The organism is Streptomyces sp. 6-11-2, assembly GCF_006540305.1.
Classification (GTDB): domain Bacteria; phylum Actinomycetota; class Actinomycetes; order Streptomycetales; family Streptomycetaceae; genus Streptomyces.
Genome location: NZ_BJOR01000001.1, coordinates 4,045,265 through 4,065,497 on the forward strand (window position 1 = coordinate 4,045,265; position 20,233 = coordinate 4,065,497).

At 67.8% G+C, this 20,233-nt stretch carries 20 protein-coding genes and 1 pseudogene; 15 read left to right on the forward strand and 6 right to left on the reverse strand.

What is annotated here, in order from left to right:
• Positions 1-24 precede the first annotated feature (24 nt).
• Positions 25-537, reverse strand: a complete 513-nt coding sequence (locus tag TNCT6_RS17720; RefSeq protein WP_253266142.1) for a DUF5994 family protein — start codon at positions 535-537, stop codon at positions 25-27.
• A gap of 230 nt (positions 538-767) precedes the next feature.
• Positions 768-1,742, reverse strand: a complete 975-nt coding sequence (locus TNCT6_RS17725) for an STAS domain-containing protein (RefSeq protein ID WP_141360288.1) — start codon at positions 1,740-1,742, stop codon at positions 768-770.
• Between the two features lie 357 nt (positions 1,743-2,099).
• Between TNCT6_RS17725 and TNCT6_RS17730 the strand changes: the two genes are divergently transcribed.
• Positions 2,100-2,408, forward strand: coding sequence for a hypothetical protein (locus TNCT6_RS17730; RefSeq protein ID WP_253266143.1), 309 nt, complete (start codon positions 2,100-2,102; stop codon positions 2,406-2,408).
• An 83-nt stretch (positions 2,409-2,491) separates the two neighbouring features.
• A complete protein-coding gene (locus tag TNCT6_RS17735; protein WP_141360289.1) occupies positions 2,492-2,908 on the forward strand; it encodes a DUF5994 family protein in 417 nt (138 codons plus the stop codon).
• Positions 2,909-3,740: 832 nt separating this feature from the next.
• On the opposite strand, the gene TNCT6_RS17745 is transcribed toward TNCT6_RS17735, so the two are convergent.
• A complete protein-coding gene (locus tag TNCT6_RS17745; protein WP_141360291.1) occupies positions 3,741-6,479 on the reverse strand; it encodes an SIR2 family protein in 2,739 nt (912 codons plus the stop codon).
• Between the two features lie 178 nt (positions 6,480-6,657).
• On the opposite strand from TNCT6_RS17745, the gene TNCT6_RS17750 reads away from it, so the two are divergent.
• The 9 genes from TNCT6_RS17750 (at position 6,658) to TNCT6_RS17790 (ending at position 15,110) form a co-directional block, all read left to right on the forward strand.
• Entirely contained in the window at positions 6,658-7,695 is a 1,038-nt protein-coding gene (locus TNCT6_RS17750) for a macro domain-containing protein (protein ID WP_253266144.1), read from the forward strand.
• Between the two features lie 494 nt (positions 7,696-8,189).
• Positions 8,190-8,915 (forward strand): site-specific integrase, encoded by a 726-nt coding sequence (locus TNCT6_RS17760; RefSeq protein WP_373996180.1) that lies wholly within the window; start codon positions 8,190-8,192, stop codon positions 8,913-8,915.
• Positions 8,916-9,337: 422 nt separating this feature from the next.
• Positions 9,338-10,600 carry a hypothetical protein gene (locus tag TNCT6_RS17765; protein WP_141360293.1) on the forward strand — a complete coding sequence of 421 codons (1,263 nt, stop codon included), beginning with the start codon at positions 9,338-9,340 and terminating at the stop codon, positions 10,598-10,600.
• Positions 10,601-11,081: 481 nt separating this feature from the next.
• Positions 11,082-11,366, forward strand: a complete 285-nt coding sequence (locus tag TNCT6_RS39935; protein ID WP_172632940.1) for a hypothetical protein — start codon at positions 11,082-11,084, stop codon at positions 11,364-11,366.
• Between the two features lie 397 nt (positions 11,367-11,763).
• Positions 11,764-12,297, forward strand: coding sequence for a SigE family RNA polymerase sigma factor (locus tag TNCT6_RS17775; protein WP_141360295.1), 534 nt, complete (start codon positions 11,764-11,766; stop codon positions 12,295-12,297).
• The gene (locus TNCT6_RS39940; protein ID WP_172632941.1) at positions 12,294-13,109 is read left to right on the forward strand and encodes a hypothetical protein; all 816 of its coding nucleotides are present in this window, start codon (positions 12,294-12,296) and stop codon (positions 13,107-13,109) included. Before TNCT6_RS17775 ends, TNCT6_RS39940 begins: the two co-directional genes overlap by 4 nt.
• A 308-nt stretch (positions 13,110-13,417) precedes the next feature.
• Positions 13,418-13,549: a hypothetical protein gene (locus tag TNCT6_RS41700; RefSeq protein WP_301184393.1), complete on the forward strand. Its 132-nt coding sequence runs from the start codon at positions 13,418-13,420 to the stop codon at positions 13,547-13,549.
• Positions 13,550-13,976: 427 nt separating this feature from the next.
• Entirely contained in the window at positions 13,977-14,516 is a 540-nt protein-coding gene (locus tag TNCT6_RS17785; RefSeq protein ID WP_141360297.1) for a hypothetical protein, read from the forward strand.
• A gap of 81 nt (positions 14,517-14,597) precedes the next feature.
• On the forward strand, positions 14,598-15,110 hold the full coding sequence (locus TNCT6_RS17790) for a hypothetical protein (protein WP_141360298.1): 513 nt from the start codon (positions 14,598-14,600) through the stop codon (positions 15,108-15,110).
• A gap of 335 nt (positions 15,111-15,445) precedes the next feature.
• On the opposite strand, the gene TNCT6_RS17800 is transcribed toward TNCT6_RS17790, so the two are convergent.
• The gene (locus TNCT6_RS17800; RefSeq protein WP_141360299.1) at positions 15,446-15,931 is read right to left on the reverse strand and encodes a hypothetical protein; all 486 of its coding nucleotides are present in this window, start codon (positions 15,929-15,931) and stop codon (positions 15,446-15,448) included.
• A 418-nt stretch (positions 15,932-16,349) separates the two neighbouring features.
• On the opposite strand from TNCT6_RS17800, the gene TNCT6_RS17805 reads away from it, so the two are divergent.
• Together TNCT6_RS17805 and TNCT6_RS17810 are read left to right on the forward strand one after the other, a co-directional pair.
• A complete protein-coding gene (locus TNCT6_RS17805; protein WP_141360300.1) occupies positions 16,350-16,889 on the forward strand; it encodes a winged helix-turn-helix domain-containing protein in 540 nt (179 codons plus the stop codon).
• Positions 16,886-17,434 carry a transposase gene (locus TNCT6_RS17810; RefSeq protein ID WP_253266415.1) on the forward strand — a complete coding sequence of 183 codons (549 nt, stop codon included), beginning with the start codon at positions 16,886-16,888 and terminating at the stop codon, positions 17,432-17,434. Before TNCT6_RS17805 ends, TNCT6_RS17810 begins: the two co-directional genes overlap by 4 nt.
• A 44-nt stretch (positions 17,435-17,478) precedes the next feature.
• Here TNCT6_RS17810 and TNCT6_RS17815 read toward each other — a convergent pair.
• Positions 17,479-17,670: pseudogene (locus tag TNCT6_RS17815) on the reverse strand (replication initiator); the annotation flags it as partial.
• A 540-nt stretch (positions 17,671-18,210) separates the two neighbouring features.
• Between TNCT6_RS17815 and TNCT6_RS17820 the strand changes: the two are divergent.
• Entirely contained in the window at positions 18,211-18,612 is a 402-nt protein-coding gene (locus TNCT6_RS17820; protein WP_253266145.1) for a hypothetical protein, read from the forward strand.
• A gap of 112 nt (positions 18,613-18,724) precedes the next feature.
• Here the strand turns inward: TNCT6_RS17820 and TNCT6_RS40445 are convergent, their stop codons facing one another.
• Positions 18,725-19,123, reverse strand: coding sequence for a hypothetical protein (locus TNCT6_RS40445; protein WP_141360303.1), 399 nt, complete (start codon positions 19,121-19,123; stop codon positions 18,725-18,727).
• A 556-nt stretch (positions 19,124-19,679) separates the two neighbouring features.
• Here TNCT6_RS40445 and TNCT6_RS17830 point away from each other — a divergent pair.
• Complete coding sequence (locus TNCT6_RS17830; protein ID WP_141360304.1) at positions 19,680-19,997, forward strand: hypothetical protein; 318 nt, start codon at positions 19,680-19,682, stop codon at positions 19,995-19,997.
• The last annotated feature ends 236 nt before the right edge of the window (positions 19,998-20,233 follow it).

Below are 20,233 nucleotides of genomic sequence, written 5' to 3' on the forward strand. Positions count from 1 at the left end.
GTGGGCCCGACCGGATCGGGCTGCTCATCTGAGTCCGGCTCCTCCTTCCGACTCCCATGTGTCCTGGCCGTCGGAGCCGCACTCGGCGAATGCGAGCAGGCGCGGAGCCGACAGCGAGTTGCCGGGGTCGGCGGCAGCGATCAGCAGCCCGGCAGCCGTTCCGGCCGGCTCGTCCGGTGGGATCACCAGCAGTTCCCAGCGTCCCACGGTGCCGCAGTCCACGGTGATGGCATGCGCCTCGGCGGCGAGGTCGGTCAGGTCCACCTCGATCACATGCCCGGGCGCCATCACCTTCTGCGGGGCATCGGGCCAGGCGGCGGTCCCCACGGTGACGTGGATGACGGTGCCGACGCTCGGATCCAGGGAGCCGACCAGCGCGGGCAGCTCCAGTTCCAGTTCGGCGCAACGCGGCCACCACGCTCCGTCCAGCGGTCCGTGGCTGGCGTCCCGCGTGAGGCGCAGCCGGGGCAAGGGCATCCGGTAGGTGTGTCCCTCAGCTGGTGCCGGACCTTCGGCGGGCTTGGTGATGGCGTCCATCGTGCGATCCCGTCCCGGGCGGCTTCCGGCTGCCCGTGTCTGTCACTCGCCGGGAACGGCGCCGCCGTGGTCGTGCGCCCGAAAAGCTCTCGGTACCTGCCAGGTTACTCCCGGCCGTCGCGGGAGGCGCGGTGCGCAGCCGTTGCGCGGAGATACGTCCGTACGGCAGACGACGGGTGGCGTGACCGCCGCGGCCGGTACGAACGCCGACTCGTCGCCCCTCCGTCACATCATCGGCGTGCCGGGGACAGCCCTTCGACAGGCAGGCTCAACACGCAGGGGGCGACGGGGCCGGGCAGTCCGACGACCTCACCCATGTTCTGCCAGCCCCAGGACGAGAAGGCGGCTTGTCCTGCCTGGTCGGCAGGATGCAGCAGGGTGACCCCGAGGGAGGAGTGCAGGTCTGTGAGCAGACGCTGTTGCAGGCGGCGGGCGATATCGCGGTGCTGAGCGTGCGGATGGGCCACGACCTGGGTGAGGACGACGAACCGCGCGCGGGAGGTGAGCCGCTGGATGGTCTCCTGGAGCGTTCCGTCGAACCCCCGCCGGCCGGAGCCGTCAGGGCCCACCGGAAAACCGAAGGCGCAACCGACCAGCACCGTCGTCTCGGCGACCAGCAGCGCGAAGCCGGGGCGGTGGGCCGTGACCGCCAAGCGGCGCAGGAAGTCTCCACGGTCGTGGTACGCCTCGCCGGGGGTGCCCGCGACAGACTCCGCAGCCAGGTCCGCGATGTCCTCGCACATGCCTTCGGCCTGCCAGCGGGTCAGCCGGCGAAGGCGGATCGCGTCCTTGAGGACCGGCTGATCCGGCTGACGAGCGGGGTCCCCGGGCGCCCGCGTCGCGGTACTCATGAGGTCGCCGGGTGCGGCGGGCGGCACGGGGCTCACAGGCGCCGCAAGGAGCAGCGAAGCAGATCCGGTGACAGCGAGGAGCTGGGTGATCTGCGCGCACGGGTGATGCAGCCGCAGGGAGGCGTGAACCCGGCCGGCGCGCCGTGACGCCGACAGGAGGACGTCCAAGCCCCTGGCGTCGCAGGAGCCGACCGTGGTCAGGTCGATGTCGATCACGGTGACACCGTCCAGCAGACACTGCTCCAATGCGGCCCGCAGCAGCGGCGTCGTGGCCGGTCCGATGTCACCGGCGAGCGTGACGAGCGTCCGCTCCCCTCGGTTCCGCCGACGGATGTCCAGCCGGGGAAAGGCCATCACGCTTCCCCTCGGCCGGGGGGTGGACCAGCGCGGGTGCTCAGCGCGGCCCCAGCCATGACGAGCTTGCGTGGAGTTGCTTCGACCGCGGCGGACATGATGCCGACCCGTCTCCGCGCCGACCACTGGGGCGGCCCGGGTTCCTCTCTCGCCGAGGACGACCCGGCGTGGCGGCCGGTGTGCGTGGTGCCCTCGGTACGTCAACCCTACGTCGCCTGCGACGGGAAGCGGCTGCGCCGAGGGTGCCAGGAGTACGGTGGGGAGGGTCGAGGGTACTTCGTACACCGGTGACAGGGCTGGTCTCGTCCTCGGCGCGCTCCTCACGGGCCGTTTTCAGCCCGGGACAGGTTCCGCCCGATGACCACCGAATCCCTGCACTCACCGTACTCATCCCTGACCGTGGACGTTCCGGATGCCCCTCCCGCCGAGGGCAGGGTCGAGGTCCGCATCGTCTCCATGGACGCCGAAGCGGCCCGGCACGTCGCGGACGCTCTCCGGCTGCTGTTCGCCGGGGGCGAGCAGCGCAGTTACCCGGCGTTCCCGTCAGGTAGAGGGACGCGTCTGCACCTCACGCTCGACCCCGAGCGGGGCGCCGGCCCGCTCCGCTCCTGGCTGGAGGCCAGCAGGCCGCCGGTCGACCGGACACATCCGGGCGAGACGGTGTAATGCGTGTGGCCGCCGGGCGGGCCGTCGCCCGCCGAACCCCCGACCGTGGCGAGTCCCCCACCCCTACCGCCCCAGGAGTCCTCATGACCACCACCCTTTCGCTTCACCCGCCTTCCGCCCGGCTCCGGCTGGGGGAGCAGTCCTTCCATGACGGCTCGGCCCGGCGTATCGACGGGGCCTGGTGGCCGAGGTCCTACGACCTGACCGCCGAGCTCCCCGGACTGCTCGCCGGGCTGCCGCACCGCTGGGGGCACATCAGCAGCGTTCTCGTGAACGGGGCGATGTGGTCGCTGTCCGGGGACGGGATGCTCATCGAGGACCAGAGGGTGCACCTGCGCCGGACGGACTTGCCGCGAGCCGAACACACCATCTGCCTGCTCGCTCCCGGGTACGGCCGCTGGGACCTTCTTGTCGTGCCACCCGCCGCTACGGAGGAGGAGGCCGAGCGACTCATGGAGACGGCCACGGCGGACGCCCCGCTTGCGGGGCGCACTGCCTGACCTGGACGGGCCGGCCTGTGCAGGTGCGCTGCCGGGCCTCACAGGCCACCGCAACGGCCTGCAGTGTGCTCAGATTTCCCCGACGGCAGGGCGTTTGAAGCATCAGGTCTTGAGGCGGCCGACCGTGACGCGTTGGCCCTTCAGCAGGGGCAGGTTGCGCACGCAGAAATGATGCACTTCGGCAGGCGCGACGCCTCCGGCGACCAAGTTGGCGACAGCGTCGTACGGTTACCAGCACATGACCAGCGACCGTGACCAGGCCATCGCCGACCGGCTCGGGGCCATGATCCGGGGCGTTGGGGGAGCGGCTTCGGACTCCTCCGGAGAAGGCGCCGAGCGGACGTAGTGGCACGCGTGTGGCACGGCACCCGGAACGACGAAGGGTCAGCCTGACAGGAAAACCCTCCTGAGCTGGCCCTTCTGTCTGTGCCCCCGGCAGGATTCGAACCTGCGACACCCGCTTTAGGAGTGGGATCGAATCCTTGCTGGGTGGTGTTCGACGCTGCCGAAGGGTGCTGTTCTGCCTGATCAGCGCCCTGCGGCGTCATACCCCACCCCGCTCGTGACGCCCCGTGCTGGACCGTCCGCTCACGCATCGCGCACGCACGGAGCTCGCGGCCTGGAAGGCAACTGCGCAGCTGGCAGCCAGGTCATCCCGCACTGTGGGCAATGACGCGGACACCTCGACACAAAGGGCCACCCACCACCACCGCGCTTTCCAAATGTTCGTACGTCCGTCCGGCGGCGGCCTTAGGCGTCCTGACCTGCGGCGGAGCGCTCGGGGCAACCAGAACGGCAACCAGGCCCTGCTCCGTGCGGCAGCGGGTGCGTGTCACCGACTGGCCGACCGGCGAGGGCGCTCAGCCAGTCGGCGCAAGGTGTTGAAAGACAGCACCCCGCGCGTCTCCACATCTACCTGGGTCGCCTGGAGCGCCTGCGCAGCAGCTTTGCTGAACATCGTTGCCAGCCGACCGCAGAGCTTGACGGCCGACAGCTGCCGCAACTCGTGGTGCGCTGGGGGGTAGTAGTGGCCCAGGTACTTCGAAGCGTTCTCCTCTCCGCGGACGCGCTCCAACAGGATGGAACAGACGGCGGGGGCGTCCTTGGTGGCCGCATCGCGGGTCTGGGCGTTCAACGCCGCGGCCGACTTGGCAAGGCTCACCAGCGCGTAGCCCGCCCGGTCCTCATCCAGTGTGAAGCCGACCTGGTCGTCCAGTGCAAGTGCCGCCAGGCCGGCCGATGTCTGGGTCTCCGCTTCATCCCGGAGTGAGATCGAGAACTCCACCAGGAACGCCCTGACCGCCTTGTGGTAGTCGTCGTAGATCGCAAGCTCAGGAGCGAGTTTTCTAGCGTAGGCACCGGCTCTCTGCTTCCCTTCCAAACGGAGGGCCCTCAGCAGGGACACCCGCGACTCGAGGATCTTGCGGCCGGTGCCCTGCACCGCCCCCTTGGCCGCCCACACTGACTCGGGCGCTGACAGGGAGCGGGACAGCAGGTAGGCATCGCGATAGCCCTCGAGGATTGAAGCCTTCTTCGCCAGCCGCTCCCCGCCAGCCTGCCCCACGAGTTCGTAGACCTTTGAGGCGGTTCCTTCCCGGTACAGGTAGTCGACCACCGTTGCGGCGATGGATGGATGCCGGCAGTAGACACGGTTGCCAGCGAAGGTCACTGCGGCCTCCCGGCCGAGCGTTTGAAGGATCTTTCCGTCGGCGAAGATCGGGTCGAGCCCCACCATGGCCGCGATCACCGACCTGCTGGCCCCCTTGCCGTGGTTGCCGTCCTTGTCGAGCGTGTTCTGCATCACACAAATGCCCCCGAAGACATCGCCGAGGTCGACAGAGTTGGTCAGCTTGATCTCGTGCAGCTTGCGGATCAGCTCCTCCACTCGGGCGCCTAGATCCGCCCCGTACCGGACATCGAGAACCGCTCCGAAGAGTGTGTTGCTCTCGGCTGCCATGGCGCCGGCCGACGTCACGAGGCGCTCCGCGACGGTGTCGACGTCCTGGTTCTCGCCCGACAGCAGTCCGAGCCCCTGCCATGTCAGAGCGATGTTCCTGGCGTCGTTGTCGGTGATGCCATGGAACAGGACGTCCTGAATCCAGGGTCGCAGTGTCGAACCTGCGCCCTGCCACCACAGCCGGTCGTGACTGGCAAGCAGAAAGGCGATGCCCGACCCCTCGGCCGCCCATATGTCCTTCGTGGAGACCATGTCGGCCATGATCAGGTCGGCCTCGTCGGCGCAGATCAGCGTCTTCCCCGCCGTGCGCACGTCGTTCAGCCACTCCTTGGTCAATGCCGGTGCGCCTGGTTCCCGCCAGAGCACGTTCCACTCCGGTCGCGAGCCTGCCACCGCGTGTGCCACCTGGCGGAGGGCCAGGGACTTGCCCTCGCCGAGCGGACCGATGGCCACCGCGCCGCCGCCACCACCGACCCGCAGGCATTCGACCATCGTCTGCTCCAGGGAGACCGTTGAGCTAAGGACGGGCCAGCGACCCGGTGCGGCGTCCGCCCACACCGGCTGGCTGCCCTCCGCGAAGGGCTGCGGCTGGTACGAGGCCGACTCGACCAACACACGCGGCACGCGCGAGTACCCGAAGGGCGATGAGGTCTCCTCGGTTTCCGTCTCTTCCGGCTCCAGCTCGTCGGTGAACAGCTCGTGCCCGTCGACGCCGAGGTAGAGGGTGAAGCCGGGAGCACCCACGAAGTCACTTAGAGCGCCGCTCGTTACAGCGGCGGCATCTGTTTCATACGCCGCCCAGAGAACCTCGGCCTCCAGCAGGTCGGCCTTGTTGTTGAGGACCTGGCTGTGCAGGCTCCTCATGAAGCTGTCGAGCCACCCGCTGTAGCCCACCACCAGCACGACCGAGTTAGCGAGCAGCCGTCTCAGCACATCGTCCAGTCCGGGGCGGGCGGCGGTGATCCTTGTCGGTACGTTGCTCGTCGCCTGACCGGTCCAGTAGCCGTGGATATGCAGCACCGGGTAGGCGATGGTTTCGTTCAGCTGCCCCATTGCGGGGACGGTGTCGGTTGGAATGGGGATCGGGACCGCTTGAATGCCGACCTGACCGAGGGCGATCTCGATCAGCGGGTCGAAGTTTGTGGTGATGATTGGGCCCCGTACCCGCCCGCTCAGCGACCTGAAGAACTGCGCGAACCGCTGGTACCCGCGGGGGATGACCCAGTTCCCCGCCCTCGCGTACTCCCGGCAGCGCTCCTCATCCCTGGCAACCTCCGCCACGTCCTTCTCGGGCACGTCGGGGCACGCCTGGAGCACAGCCGTCCGGATCGCTCGCATGACCGTAGGCTCACCTGCTTGCCTGGTCAACACTGCCGCCGCGCTTTGGTATTTGACGCCGGGGTCTGAGGCGTCTGCGACGGTTGCGTCGAACCTGGCCAGGCCAGCCTTCGGCACGTGGTTCCGGAAGATTTCCGTTAGCTGGGGGACGCTGGGGAGGACCTCGCTGCTGATCCCCGAACCGAACACGGTGACAAGGCGACGGTCGGCCTCATCGGCCAAGACCTGGAGGCGGATCTTGAGGTCGGTGATGTCACCGAAGTCGATAGGGCCCATGAACGGATCCAACCACTGCGACTGGAGAGGCGCACACCTCCCGCTGTGCCCTCCCGCCACACGAACGATTTCAAGCCACCTCCGAATGGCTTTGGTTCGCCGATCGCCGAGACGCCGACGACGCTTATGATCGGCCCTTGTTGGGTCCGAGGCAGAGGGGACGCCACCGTTGAGTCCGTTGCAGCTCGCCATCACGGCGATCCTCACCATCACCGGCATCGCCCTACAGATCTGGTCGTCCGCGCCGAGCCGGGCCGAGCGACAGTACGCCCTCCAACTCCCTTCCGTTCTGCTGTATTCGCTCGCCGCGGCGCTCTTCCTGTTCTCGGTCTTCCCGGATTCGCTGACGGAGGGCAGGGCGTTGGGGTTCGGCCTCAGCGGTGCGGCGGGATTCGCCGCCTTCTTCATGCTGAGTTCCTTCACTTGGCTCGCCAAGACTCGCCGACGGGACGAACTGGCTGCCCAGTTGAAGAAGGCTCAGCGCGAGAACACTGCTCTGCGGCGGAAGCTGACGGGTGAAAGGTCCTCGGGAGAGGGGCCGCGCCCACTCGCGCAGTCCACGCGGTACGACGTCCCCCTGCGCGGCAGCCGACGGCACCGGATCGGAGTGGTTACCGGCAATCTCGCGAATGTGCTCGGCGTCGATGTGTGGGTCAATCCAGAGAACACCCGCATGGAGATGTCCCGCGTCGACGAGCCGACCGTCTCCGCTGCGATCCGCTATCACGGGGGCCGCCGGGATGACACTGGGCATCTGGTCGACGACGTCATTGCCAAGGAGCTCGCCGAGCGGATGGATGGCCGGCAGCACGTGTCGGCGGGCCAAGTGGTGGTCACCGGGCCAGGCGAGCTGCTGGAGAGTCATCAGGTTCGGAAGATCGTGCATGTTGCTGCGGTCGAGGGGGAACCCGGCTCTGGCTACCGCCAGGTGATGGACCTGGCGCGGTGCGCCCGCAACATCCTGTCTGAGGTTGACCGGCTTGCCGAGGCCGGGGAGCCACTGCGCTCGGTAGTCCTGCCGCTGCTGGGAACCGGCGGGGGCAACAGCGATCTACACCGCACTGTGGATACCCTGCTGGCGGCCACCGTGAGCTACTTTGAAGCCCATCCGGCGTCTCGCATCCGGATCGTCTATCTGCTGGCGTACACGGATGTGCAGGAGGCCGTCTGCCGGACCGCCCTCGACACGCGTCCCGAGCTTTCGACGGGGGCCTGACCGCGTATCGCCATGGCGGCAGGGACTTCGGGTGCTCCCGGTCGAGGGCCGGAAGTCAGGGCCGTCGGCCGGTTCGTCTGAACGGTCGGCTCGCTGTCCGCTCCGCGCAGGCCGGTCAGGACTCGCCCGATGAGCATCGGGGCGGCTTGCCGACCGTCGAAGCCGGGCTCACCCAGGGCCCTGCTGGGGCGAGAGGGAACCACTGCCCAGACGATCTTCCCTGGGTATGGCTGTGTGGGGGAGTAGCCCCAGCGGCTGGCCACTACGAACCGAACCCGATGAGTCCGTCACACTTGCCGCCCTCGGCACCGGAGCCACGGAGGTTGCTAGTCATCTCGCGCGAGCGCTGATCACGCAACACCCCTCCAGCAGATAGGCCGTGCTCTGGTCGAATCCGTCCAAGGGGCAGCGGGCAACGGGAAATCGGATGCGTCAGTCGTGTCTCCCCGAGGAGACTCGCGGCATGGAAGCATCTGACGAGACGATCGCCAGTGATGGTCTGGACGCCGGAGCACACCGGCCTCTTCCTCGATCACATCGCGGAGGACCGCCTGTACGCGCTGTTCCACCTGATCGCGTTCCGCGGACTGCGACGGGGCGAGGCGTGCGGACAGAAGTGGACCGACACCCACCTGGACGCCGGTCTCATCACCGTCGCCAAGCAACTCGTCGTGGACGGCTGGGAGGTGTACGAGGACGACCCCAAGACCGATGCCGGCGCGCGCACCATCGCGCTCGACTCCGACACGGTCCAGGCCCTCAAGCGGCACCGTGCCCAGCAGGACAAGGACCGCGAGGAGTGGGCGAGCGCCTGGGTGGAGACGGGACGCGTCTTCGCCAAGGAGAACGGCGAGATGCTCCACCCCGCCAATGTCACCCGGCGCTTCATCGAGCTGTACGAGGAGATCGGTCTCCCGCCCATCCGGCTCCACGACCTCCGCCACGGCGCTGCGACGCTGGCCCACGCGGCTGGGGCCGACCTGAAGGACATCCAGGAGATGCTCGGCCACTCCTCGATCACCATCACGGCCGACACCTACACGAGCCTGCTGCCCGAGGCGGACCTGGCGATTGCCGAAGCCGCAGCCCGGCTCGTGCCGCGCGCCCAGCGCGTGCTGGATGGTGCTGATCCATCCGGAGAGATATCGGGGCCTGGCGCCCCGTCCGCTCACGCACCGCTCACGCAAACGGCCCCGGACGAGAGGTCCGAGGCCGAATAGAGCGCCCATCTGGGGGAGAACCCCAGGTCAGAGCGCTAATGCGTTGTGCCCCCGGCAGGATTCGAACCTGCGACACCCGCTTTAGGAGTTCGATCGCCGACCCATACGACGTCCGGCAACGCGCTCGTGGGGCTGCATTAGTTTCCGGGTCGTGGCCGCCCCTGTGCGCTCCGGTCCGTCGTCGTTGATGTCAACCGGTGATGTCAGGCTGCGGGCGCCCGTGATCTTCGAGAGGACTTTGTCCAGTGCGCTTCGCCCCGGCCGCGGCAGCAGCCGCTGCGCTCGCCGCTCTTGTGGTCTGTTCGGTGGAGATCGGCGTGCCGTGCAGGGGCGGGCATCCGGCCTGTCGTCACTGTGAGCGATAGCAGACGTGATTGACGTGTAGCTCTGGATCGGGGCTACCGCCCGAGAGGAAGGGCCCCATGGCAGCGTTTCGAGGCGCCTGTCTGCGCAGCGCGATCGCTGTGGCCGGCATGGTGGTGGGTTTGGTGGCCATGCCCGCGACGGCCCAGGCCGCGACAACCAACGTGCCCTGTGACCCGACCGCACTGAAGAACGCGATCACTAGCGCCAACTCCGGGGACACGCTGGTGCTGGCCCACAACTGCGTCTACAGCTACGCCACGCCGGACAACGCCAACAACGCTTTGCCCGTGATCACCAAGAAACTCACCATCAATGGACGCGAAGCCACCATCCAACGAGATCCGACGACGGCAGCCGTGTTCCGCATCTTCGAAATCGACGGACCCGGGAACCTGGCACTCAACGATCTCACCGTCCGCAACGGCAGCGCCCCGGGTGGTCCTGGTGGCAACATCTTCGTCCAGCCGGGTGGGACACTCAGCCTCACCCGTAGCGTCGTGACGAACGGCACCGCCACCGACGGCGGCAACATCTTCGCCAATGGGGGTGGCACGGTCGACCTCGCCCGTAGCGTCGTGAGGAACGGTACCGCCTTCGACGGCGGTGGTTTCTTCATTCTCGCCTCTGCCACGGTGCGGATCCGTCACAGTGCCATCCGCGACAACACCTCGGCAGCATTCGGCGCCGGCATCTCGAGCAGAGGCGACCTCACGATCGCCGACGGCACCACCATCAGCAATAACGCCACCGGCGGCGTCGGTGGCGGACTCGCCAACAGCGGCCCGGCGACGATCGATGATTCCAAGATCTTCTCGAACACCGCAGCCAGCACCGGTGGCTTCAGAGGTGGCGGAGGGATCTTCAACCTCAACCCCGGCACGGTGAACCTGCACCACACCCGTGTGGAGCACAACACGGCCACCGCAACGGCGAATGCGCCGGGCGTGGGCGGGGGGATCTCGAACCAGGGAGTGGCCGCCATGGTGACGATTGACGGCGGAAAGATCGGACACAACTCGGCCGAGGGGACCAATGCCCAGGGTGGTGGCGTCTACAACGAGGGCACGCTGAGCACCAAGCGGCTGGAGATCGAACACAACACCTCCACCGGCACGGGTGCCCAGGGCGGTGGTCTGACCAACAACGGTGGGACCGCCACGCTCACCAGCAGCCAGGTGGAGCACAACACCAGCAGCACCCCTCCCGGCGGAATCAACAACAAGGCCGGCACGGTGGCCCTGAACGACAGCAAGGTGAAGCACAACAAGCCCACCAACTGCGCTGGCAGCGCAGTCCCGGTGCCTGGCTGCGTGAACTGACCAACCGGACTAACCCGCCACTCGCCCCAGCTCCCATCCCGTCCGCCGTCGACCCACACACCGTGGAGCGGGCGTGGTTCAGGGCGTCAAGGTGGAGCACGCCACTGTACGAACGACCTGGACGCCATGGGCCGCGTCTGCTCGGCTCTGCCTGGGTCGATGGCGTAGGGGATGGGAGCTCCCCGCGCACGGCACAACGGACCCGCGGTCGGCGGCGGCGCCCCCTCCATCCCGGTGCTGGCCGATCCCCCGCCGGAGGCACTGTTCTGACCTCGGCTGTGCTGTCTCAGCCCAGCCCAGCCCAGCCCCGGCCTGGTCTTCGCCCCCTTGTGGGCGCGGGCGGGGTTGCGTCCTGGGAAGTGGTGTACGGGCTCCCACCTGATCCGGGCGTTTGGCCCGGCGTCGGAGTGAGTGTCCGGATATGAGAACGGCCACCGGCTGATCTTTCAAGACGACCAAGTCTTTGAAGGAGATCAGCACGATGACCGCACCCGACAGTCTGCCCCTGCACGCCCTCGCGGAAGACAATCTCGCCTCGGCGAGTCCGGACCTGCTGCGCGCGATGAAGTACCCCTCGTACTGCGGCTTCAGAGCGGCCCGCATCAACGACTCCAGCCGGTCGACCAACTTCTCGTACCGGCGCCGGGACAGCTCGTTCTTCGCGGGCATCTCGCACAGCTCCCACCTCTGCCCGCAGCCGCATGTGTGCCATATGTGTGCTGCGAGTACGAAGGCCCTCCCGTCCGTCGGACGGAAGGGCCTCTGACCAGGTGCTTCACTGTGCCCCCGGCAGGATTCGAACCTGCGACACCCGCTTTAGGAGTTCGATCCGAGCCCTGCCCGGTGGCGTCAGTTCCCGGTCGGGTCGAACGTGCCGGGCCGCGTATGGGTGCCCGCGTCCGGTGCTGTTGATGTCACCCGTGGATGTCAGCAGAAGCTAGCGCTTCTTGCGGATCCTGCGCTTCTTCTCCTTGGCTTCCTTCTCCTTGCGCTGGGCCACACCGTACGCGGATCACGGCCCCTGATGGAGTGGGCATCGGGATGTGCCGGAGGACATCGTCGGCTGTCAGACACGGAGCGGCAGGATTTTCTGCCGTGCCGTGTCATCCCCGCGCGTGGTGCGCTCCGTCGGACTGGGCAGAGACGAACGGAGGGCGCACCCTGTGCGTAGCGCAGACCTGGAGGAGTTCCGCGGCTTCGCCGAGGACCGGTTGCCGCACCTGCGGCGAACCGCGTACCTGATGTGTGGCGACTGGCACCAAGCCGAGGACATCACGCAGACCGCGTTGACCAAGCTGTACGCGGTGTGGGGCAGACGGCATCGGATCGACAACCTGGAGGCCTACGCCCACCGGGTGTTGACCCGGGCCTGCATCGACCACACTCGGCGCCGCTGGCGGCGCGAGGACCCGACGCCCGCACTGCCCGACCGGGCCGGCCCGGGCGCCGACCCCACGCTCGGCCTGCAGGTGCGCGCCGCGCTGGCCGTCCTGCCGCCGCGGCAGCGGGCCGTGGTGGTCCTGCGGTTCTGGGCCGACCTGGACATCAAGGCCACCGCCAAGGCGCTCGGCTGCACCGTCGGCACGGTCAAGACCCACAGCTCCCGGGCCCTCACCCGACTGCGTGAGCTGCTCGGCGAGAGCGACCCGTTCAACGAACTGTCCGTTGCCCCTGCTCCCCTGAAGGAAATGCTGTGACACACAACCACGCTCTCGACGGGCACGACGAGATGCAGGCCCTGCTCGCGGCCGGGCTCGACGCCGAACCGCCGCTGCGGTCCGGCACGGTGGACGCTGCGGTTGCGGCCGGGCGGCGCCGCCGCGGTACCCGCATGGCCACCCGGGTCGGCGTCGGCGTGGCGGCCACCGCGGCGGTGGCCGCGGTGGTGGGCTACCCGACGGGCGGCGCCACCCCGGGGCCGGACACCACGACGGTGGCCGCCGACCCGCTGGTCGGCCCGCTGACCCTGGCCGGCTCGACCAGTGCCGGCGCGAAGCCGCTGCGCCCGGACTCCTTCGGATCCGGTTCCGGTCAGCCCACCGGCTGGAGCAGCGAGAAGCTGGGGAACACCCTGGCAGCGCTGCTTCCGGCAGCCGGCAGCAAGACGGTGACCAGTGGCGAATTCCCGGGCCGCACCTTCCGGGTCGTTTGGAGGTCCGCAGCCGGCCCGGTGGAGTTCCACGGCGGCGCCGAGTGGACCGCCGACGCGCCGAAGGTTCCGTTCTGCGCCACGATCGCGCTGCCCAAGTTCACCCCGCGCCCCGGCGCCCCGTCCCCGCAGGAGGTCGCCCCGCGCACCGACTGCCAGGTGATCAAGCTCCCGGATGGCGCCCGAGGTGAGGCGATGACGCTGACCTTCCCGCAGGACGGCGAGGTCTCGCAGTACGTCCGCGTGCAGCGCGCCGACGGCCGGACGGTGGTGCTCCAGCAGTGGGCCGGGAAGCCGGGCGCGGCCCTGAAAATCAGCGACCTGGTGAAGATCGCTGACAATTCCGCCTGGCGGTTCTGACCGGCGCGGGTGTCCGGGCGCAGCCGCGCCCGGACACCCGTGTGCCTTGGGCGGCCCGGAACCCCGGCCCCAACGACCTGATCCCGCTGCCCAGCAACGAGATCCAGCGCCTGCTTATCGCGCTCGTCCCCCAGCCACTCCACGGCGCCGCCCGCCGACTTCGCTGGTCCGAATGGAGACGCCGTCACCAGGTACGATCGCGCGCCAGCAACAATAAGGCCCAGGTCAGAGACCTGGGCCTCAAGTATGGAGCGGGTGACGAGAATCGAACTCGCGCTCTCAGCTCGGGAAGCTTGGATTCTCTATGGGTGGCTGCCGTCCTGACCTGCGGCGCAGCGGCCCTGGGGCATGAACGGCTGGTGCCCTGGTTCCCCGACATTCCCCGCGGTTCCCTGCACGATCTGGCACCGTTCTGGCACGACCTCTTCGTCCGCTTCTAGGGGTACGGGGCGGTGCCTGGCCGGTACCATGCGCAGGCTGGGCAGTGTCCACGCGATGGGGGAGCGACACGCATGCTCGTATAGACGAGTGGGCAAGTTGTGTGGCGCGTGTTCAACGGCCAGCAGCGGCATGGCATCGCCTTCAGGGCCGCCGAAGTCACCCCGGCCGCCTTCCCGGCCGCCATGGGGGCCACGGCCTGATGACCGACCTGGCAACGCTTCTGGAGTTGGATGGTCCCGTCGCCGCACTCGGCGGTGGGCTCGCCGTCCGCGGGCGTTGCCGTCAGCGTTGCCGTCATTGCCGTGTGCCTAGGAGCTGGGCCCGACAGTCTTGGTGATGTTCTGACACGCGGTCTGTTGACGCCGCGCTCCACACGGCGTTGGATCTTCCCTGCCCGTGCGGGTGTACGGGTAGAGAGCTGGGACGATGACCGAGGACGCCAGACCCGGGCTGATAAGGGTGGTGTACTTCCAGCAGACGTGCGCATCGATGATGGGCGGCGGCGCGGTGCTGTCCGAAGGGTTGCTGCTGGTCTTGATTGGTACGGCTCACCGGCTGGAGACCCTCCTGGTGGGAACAGTTGCGGTGGCTCTTGTGTCACTGGTGCTACTGCCGCTGCGCTTCCGTCTCCCCGCCCGGCTTCGCCGCACGTACGAGCATGCCGTGCGGATCGACAGCGCCGAAGAACAACCGCACACCGGCCAGGACGCGGCGCAGCGGCTGTCGCTACGGCGCACGGCCGGATTCGTGGGTGGAGCGGTCTGTTGGATGATGCTCATCGGCCTGGCAACGCATCAGCTGATGCCGCCGCTCATGCTGGTTCCGGTGGCCGTGGCCCAGTGGGCGCAGTCCCGGGCGACCGCGAAATGGGAGCGGGTGAACGGGGCTGACCTGTGGCAGACCGTGCCCGGGCTGCTGGGTGCCCGAGGCCCGGTGTTTCGTGTGCCGGCAAAGCGCGGTATCTGAAGCCACGGCCTTAGGGGCCGCCACTCCCGGCACCGTGGACCGATCTTGTACCGACATCCCCGCCCCTGACAGGTTGACCCCATGGGACTCTTCGACAAACTGACCGGAACCAAGCGCCCCGCCGAGGGCATCGCTCCGCGCCCCGCTGCCGAGGTGCACGCGGCCCTGCTCGGGCTCAGCCGTCCCGACGTCCCCTACGTCGTCCGGGACGGCCGCGCGGAGGGCGCCGACCTGGTGGCCGAGTGGCGCGTCCTGGACCCGGCGTGGCGGACCTTCTTCATCCGTACGCAGGTGAGCCGGGTGTTCCAGACCCGGATGCGGCTGGTCCCGGAGAAGCACGAAGTCCGCTGCCTCGACCAGCAGTTCGAGGTCTCGTGGGTCGGTGACACCCCCCGGCTGGCCATCGCGGCCGAGGCCCAGCGCGGCCAGGTGCACACGGTCTCCAAGCGCTGGACGCTCGGCGGCGGCGAGGACGGCGGCATCGAAGCGACTGAGACGTTCAGTTTCGACACCAACGACCTGAAGACCCCCTTGCAGGAGACCGTCCTGGGCGCGGGGTGGACGTGGCGCGGGGTCGTCTCCGGCAGGCTGTGAACTGCGGCGACCAGGGCCTGTCCGGCGAATCATGCCGGACAGGCCCTAGACATCAACGAAGCCAGGGGATGAGGACCGCATTAGGAGTTCGACCAACTGAACGGCCCGACCGTCTGCCAAGCCCACGGCCAGGGCATAGTGAGTGACCTTGGGGTCGCTCGTGACCGCTCCAGTGCGCTGATGTTGCCGTCAGAGTCTGCCGTCAGGAGTGATGTTCCCACGTGAGCAGCTCGTAGGTCCGTCCCTTGTCGGTAACAGTCTCGGGCGCCGCGTCGGTGCAACGCGTGATCCAGTCATGTGGTCCGGGGCGGTGAACACTCGCCAGGCTGCGGAGCCTACGACCCCGAGCGCAATCCCAGGACACTGTGCTCCACGACGCCCGAGGGAAGGTCGCTCCTTCCCGAAGCCCGGGCAGTCAACTCCACGAGACCGGCCCGGAGGTCGACGGCAGGCTCACCAAGGACGATCGCACTGATGATCAGTTCCGTCATCAGACGGTCGTACTCATCGCCCATGCTCCGATAGCGCTCCTCATCGGCCTCCACCACAGCAGAGGCGATCCTCCTCCCGCCACCAGTCACGGAGGCAAAGGACGCCTCATAGACGCCGTAACCGGTCCAACTCCGGTGCATGAAAAGGACATCGCCTTCGACGAAGACGTTCCACTTCTCATCCATGTCCCGGGCTCGATATCCGCGCTGGATCCGGCGCCAGTCTTCGTCAGTCCAGACACGATCCGGCAACTCCAACACCGGCCGGGGCGTGTTAATCGGCTGGAGGCGCCGGAACGATTCTCGGGTGAGCGACGCATCGGCAGTCATGGCGTGATCCTACGGCTGCACTGGTCCAAGCGCCCTAGGTAGAGGGCGAACCCGTGCCGCCTTCAGGACGCATCCGCAGCGTCCTGAACAGCGACTTTGCAAGACGCCCTCACCGCTACCCCAGATAACCGCAACGACTTGTCCCTCGGAACGACTCCCGCCCTCACTTATGCAGCCAGACACAGGGACGGCAATATCACTCGGCCCGACGCGGCGCAGGACTCTGTCGACTCGCCGCCCCGGCACTGTCAGCGGGCGGTCGTACAGTTGAGTCACCTATCAGCCCAGGTTGGCTGCGTGCCCAGAACTTCGCCCTGCCCGCGGCCACGCACGAGCGGGGCGTTGTGCCGTTACTGACTTTGGAAGCGTGATGTCGTTGGGGGCTGACGGGGTGTGATCGTCGCGGTATGCCGTTTGTATGAGGTATCCGCAGGGTGGTGGGCTGACGCCTGAACGGCAGGCGTTTCGTGAGCGGATCCGGATGGAGGCCGCCGAACGGTTCGGCGCCGGGGCCTCCAACGCGGAGGTCGCCAAGGACTTACGGGTGAGCGTGCGTTCGGTTCAGCGGTGGCGCCGGGCCTGGCAGAACACCGGCACGGACGGTCTTCGGTCGGTGGGACCAGTGTCGCTGCCCAGGCTGAGCGAGAAGCTGTTCGCCGTACTGGAGCAGGAGTTGGCCAAGGGCCCGGTCGCGCAAGGCTGGCCGGACCAGACCTGGACGCTGGCCCGGATCAAGACCTTGATCGGGCGGCGGTTGCACAAGTCGTTCACACTCTCGGGCATCTCGCAGATGCTGCGTCGCCACGGCTGGAGCCACCAGGTCCCGGCCCGACGAGCACTCGAGCGGGACGACGTGGCCGTAGCCGGGTGGGTGAAGGAGACCTTCCCGCACGTGGAAGCACCGCGGCGGCGCTCGACGCCTACCTCGTCTTCGAGGACGAGGCCGGCTTCTCGATGACGCCGCCGACCGCCCGCACCTGGTCCCGTCGTGGCGTCACCCCGGTCGTCACGGTGAGGGGACGCTCCCAGCGGCGGATCTCGATCGCGGCCCTGGCCTGCTACAAACCCGGCGAGCGCTCACGGCTCATCTACCGGCCCATGGTCCACCCGGACCACAAGGCGGGCGGGCGACGCAGCTTCGCGTGGACCGACTACCGCAACCTGCTCATCAGGGCCCACCAGCAGCTCGGCAAGCCGATCGTCCTGGTCTGGGACAATCTCAACGTCCACCGCGACCGCCGCTTACGCGCGTTCATCGACGCCCAGGACTGGGTCACCGTCCACTTCCTGCCTCCGTACGCGCCGCACCTCAATCCGGTCGAGGGCATCTGGTCCCTGCTCCGCAGGCGCTGCCAGGCCAATACCGCCTTCACCGACCCCGCCCATCTCATGCGCGCCCTCCGGCGGGGACTGCGCCAGGCCCAGTACCAGCCCGACCTCATCGACGGATGCCTTGCCGGCACCGGACTCACCCTGACGACACCACACCTACAACGTCAGTAGAAGCCGGGTCCGTTGTTGCGGCACCCGGAGCTCTGGCACTCCCAGCGGGTCGTGCGGCGGTTGTTGCAGCGGACCAGAAGGTGACCGGCCGGGAGGTTGGAGGAGTCGAGGTGGTGGAGGACGTTGCCGATCTCGCCGGTGCGGGTGTTCACGTCGTACTCGGTGCGGTGGCCGTCGAGGCGGATCGGGTGCGTGCAGCAGCTCGCGCGCCGCGCTGATCTATCAGTACATGACAGGCGACCGGGGCCGGGCCATCGTCGATCGGCTCGGTGCCATGATCCGGGGCGGCGGGGGAGCGGTCTCCGACCCCTCTGAGAAGGACCCTGCGGGCCCGTAGTGGCACGCCTGTGGCACGACCCCTGAAACGGCGAAGGGTCAGCCTGGGAGGAAACCTCTCCTGAGCTGGCCCTTTTCTCTGTGCCCCCGGCAGGATTCGAACCTGCGACACCCGCTTTAGGAGTTCGATCCCATCCCGCTCCAACTGCTATCGGCGACTGCTGCGACGGTCGGACAGAGACGCTGGCGTACGCCCGCGTCCGGCGTCGTTGATGTCAGCCGTGGATGTCAGAAGCGGCTCTATGCGGGACAGGCTCCAGCGGTCATACCGGCGGCATCAAGGCCTCGGACGGACCGGGCAGTTCATTGATGGGCGCTGTGGTTGCGGTACTTCGCTGCTGTACTGCTGGCGGGGAGGACGAACCAGTCCCGCAAGAACCTCAGGGGCGCTCATGCAATGGTCGACGCTTGTGGCGACATCTGTGGGCACAGTACTCGGTGTGATCGCCACCCTCGTTGCTGATCACGTCCGGTGGCGACGCGATCGGAGGGAGCGGGATCGTGACACGTTGCGCACGACATTCACGGAGTACCTCGCAGCCCTTTCTACCGCCAGGGATGCATTCGCCCGGATGGAACCTTCCCCGGACCGTGTCGGCAAGGGACACGTCGCGGTCGGGGAGCACGGCGTGTACGCGGCACAGCAACAACTGGAACTGGTGGCCCAACGGACGCTCGTCGATAAGGCGGGCCGCGCCACCCTCAGCGTGCTCGATTTCCATGACACGGTGGTTGCTGGGCACGCCCCGGACTCCTCGGAGTATGTCCGGGCCTGGCGAGCCGCCCGCCAGGCCCGGACAGCCTTGATCGAGGAGATGCGGATTGCTCTACAGCGAACCTGAGAGGCTGGGTAGAGCCGGACTCTCAGCTTGGGAAGCTGCGATCATTTCGGGCCGGTTCACGCGCTGAGCTGGGCGCACGGCGTCACGGTGGCCTCGTCGGGCGTGGCCGCTTTCACCGTGATTCCCCACTGTTCCCCGCCTGATCCGGTGCACTTGTGGTGCGGCGGACTTCAGGCTGGAGGTCGGGCGCCGGCTCGATGACGTCAGACCAGACACGATCACCCCAGGGGTTCCCCTCGACGCCGAGGCGTGCCGCGACGACATCATCGAGGAAGTGTGCCTGAGCTACGCCCACTGTCTCGTTGGGCCACCACAGCGAGTCACACTCGGTGCATAAAAAGAAGGGCGCCTCATCGGCCTTGAAACGGTACGGATGGACCCAGTCCTGCCCACAGCGCGGACAGACACGTTCAGCTGGCATGAACAGCACGGTACTCGGATCCAACTGCACGCTTTCCAACTGTGTTGGCGGGTTGGTGGCGTTCGTACGGAGGCGTTCACCTGCGTTCATGGACGCCTGATCGCAGCGGCGGGCACGGCTCAGCGTCTCCTGCGAATGGCCGTGAACGGGGCTGAGTGAGAAGGAAACTGAGACGGCCCGGAGCTGTGCGTCGTGCTGAGCGACATTGACGGGGTGAGTACCGTTGGCTGTTCCCGTCGGCTTCCTTCCTGTACCTGGCAACGGCAATCACAAGTTCTTTGCCTGTGGAGCCGGTTGATTGTGCCCTGGTCGTCCGTCAGGCTTGTCAGTGGAGCGACCAAGGGGGGCGGGAATGAGAAGGGTGCGGAGGTCTTTCGTCCCCGTGATGTCTCCAGCGGCCGTTCGCCGACGTGCACGCCGCTGGGCCGCTCTCGCCGGTGCGGCACTGGTGTCACCTTACGCAGCACTCATCCCTGCGGCCGCCGGATGGCTTCCCCCCGAGTTTGCGGTCGTTCTGGCGCTGGTCGCTGTGCCGACCGGGCTGCTCATACTCAGTGAGACGTGCAAGGAAAGGCCCCCTCTGCGGGCCAGCTGGCCCCACCTGACGGCACGGACACTGACCGGTGAGCGCACTGTCGATCTCTCCGTGATCAGCACCGTGCGGCTGCTCACCTACTTCTCTCGTTCCGGTGTCTCGGAACGAGTGCTCCTGGTCCGCGACGTCAACGGTGTGTGCCTGGGGCTCAAGAGTGCAGTTGGTCGTGCCGCCTTGCGTCGGGCTCTGGAGCGCTCCTCATCCCATCCACAGCCGCGTGTGAGCAGGGCGGCACTTGTGCACCTGGGCATAGTCACCAGCCGCAGTCCATTGGTGCTGCACACAGTCGTCAGCTGGCTTGTCACGGTGCTTGGCATCTGCGGCTACATCGTCACGGTGCTCGCCCTCGCGGACCGGGTTCCAACGTAGGCCACTGGCCAGCCGACGCCACCGGTGAGCGGGTGCCTGCTGGGTGGGTGTCGAGAATCGAACTCGCGCTCTCAGCTTGGGAAGCTAAGGTGATCTAGGGCTCGCTGCGGGGCTGACCTGCGGCGGAAGGGTGTTGACGCCTGGCGGGCGGGTCCGTTGATTCCCCGGTGTTCCCCGCGGTTCCCCGTACGATCTGGCACGCGTCTGGCACGACCTGTTCGTACCGAACTCTCGGC

Excerpts from the sequence above, each read along its gene's own strand:
- TNCT6_RS17805 (WP_141360300.1), top strand. The coding sequence starts at position 16,350 with ATGAGGTATCCGCAGGGTGGTGGGCTGACGCCTGAACGGCAGGCGTTT.
- TNCT6_RS17720 (WP_253266142.1), bottom strand. The coding sequence starts at position 537 with ATGGACGCCATCACCAAGCCCGCCGAAGGTCCGGCACCAGCTGAGGGA.
- TNCT6_RS17735 (WP_141360289.1), top strand. The coding sequence starts at position 2,492 with ATGACCACCACCCTTTCGCTTCACCCGCCTTCCGCCCGGCTCCGGCTG.
- TNCT6_RS17800 (WP_141360299.1), bottom strand. The coding sequence starts at position 15,931 with ATGACTGCCGATGCGTCGCTCACCCGAGAATCGTTCCGGCGCCTCCAG.
- TNCT6_RS17760 (WP_373996180.1), top strand. The coding sequence starts at position 8,190 with ATGGTCTGGACGCCGGAGCACACCGGCCTCTTCCTCGATCACATCGCG.
- TNCT6_RS17765 (WP_141360293.1), top strand. The coding sequence starts at position 9,338 with ATGGCAGCGTTTCGAGGCGCCTGTCTGCGCAGCGCGATCGCTGTGGCC.
- TNCT6_RS17725 (WP_141360288.1), bottom strand. The coding sequence starts at position 1,742 with ATGGCCTTTCCCCGGCTGGACATCCGTCGGCGGAACCGAGGGGAGCGG.
- TNCT6_RS17745 (WP_141360291.1), bottom strand. The coding sequence starts at position 6,479 with ATGGGCCCTATCGACTTCGGTGACATCACCGACCTCAAGATCCGCCTC.
- TNCT6_RS17790 (WP_141360298.1), top strand. The coding sequence starts at position 14,598 with ATGGGACTCTTCGACAAACTGACCGGAACCAAGCGCCCCGCCGAGGGC.
- TNCT6_RS17730 (WP_253266143.1), top strand. The coding sequence starts at position 2,100 with ATGACCACCGAATCCCTGCACTCACCGTACTCATCCCTGACCGTGGAC.
- TNCT6_RS17785 (WP_141360297.1), top strand. The coding sequence starts at position 13,977 with ATGACCGAGGACGCCAGACCCGGGCTGATAAGGGTGGTGTACTTCCAG.
- TNCT6_RS39935 (WP_172632940.1), top strand. The coding sequence starts at position 11,082 with ATGACCGCACCCGACAGTCTGCCCCTGCACGCCCTCGCGGAAGACAAT.
- TNCT6_RS40445 (WP_141360303.1), bottom strand. The coding sequence starts at position 19,123 with ATGAACGCAGGTGAACGCCTCCGTACGAACGCCACCAACCCGCCAACA.
- TNCT6_RS17810 (WP_253266415.1), top strand. The coding sequence starts at position 16,886 with ATGACGCCGCCGACCGCCCGCACCTGGTCCCGTCGTGGCGTCACCCCG.